Source organism: Vibrio sp. 2134-1, from assembly GCF_033339495.1.
Genome location: NZ_JAWOUS010000364.1, coordinates 1 through 743, shown reverse-complemented (window position 1 = coordinate 743; position 743 = coordinate 1). Strand labels below are relative to the sequence as shown.

At 52.6% G+C, this 743-nt stretch carries 1 protein-coding gene; it reads left to right on the top strand.

Features of this window, described 5'->3' with window-relative positions; genetic code table 11:
* Window positions 1–151 precede the first annotated feature (151 nt).
* Window positions 152–743, top strand: a 592-nt coding sequence (locus R7R78_RS26015; RefSeq protein WP_225474599.1) for a DNA replication terminus site-binding protein, incomplete at its 3' end; no start/stop codon positions are given.

Below are 743 nucleotides of genomic sequence, written 5' to 3'. Positions count from 1 at the left end.
AATCTAATCTCACACACGAAGGTCAAACAGGGCACCCGCCGACGCGAAGCGGAGGCGTATTCTTGCCCCTCCCCCTCGTTGCATGATGGTCTAAATCTGTCTACTATGTAACCAATGAACTGTTAGAACAAACCCACACATAGGCGGCAGCATGGCTAAAAACTTCATATCAGAACAATTCTCGGCCATGTGCCGCGACTTAACGAACCTGTCCTCTCTTATCAAACGACTACCGCCACGGTACGCAAAAGTTGCGGCCATCCCTCCTACCGGAAAAGGAATGGAGAACGAGCCCGTCAACAAGATTGTCGTAACTGAACAAACTGGGCGCGAAGCTCTTGAGCTGGCAGCGCACAGCTACAGAGATCTTCACATCAACCCAGACTATTCGCAGAAGTCTGCCAGGCGCACCGTGGGGGTACTCTGGTTCTCCCCTTCCAGGATTGGTGTAGCTGACGAAATTGCGGCGACGGTTGAACGCATCAACGCGGCCAAAGCTGGTATCGAGGAGTTCATTATCTCGACGTACCCCACCAGGCAAGAGAGGTTTGAAGCACTTCGAGCGGACTGCCCTGGTGTCATGACTCTCCACCTTTACAGACAAATTCGGTGCTATACCAATGGCGACATCGACTCTATCCGCTTCACCTGGCAACGGAAGGACTCCTTGAAGAAGCCCGTAAAAGAGGAGCTTTTGCAACGCATCAGAGAGGAGCTGGAGCGATCTGGGCCAGACTATCAAC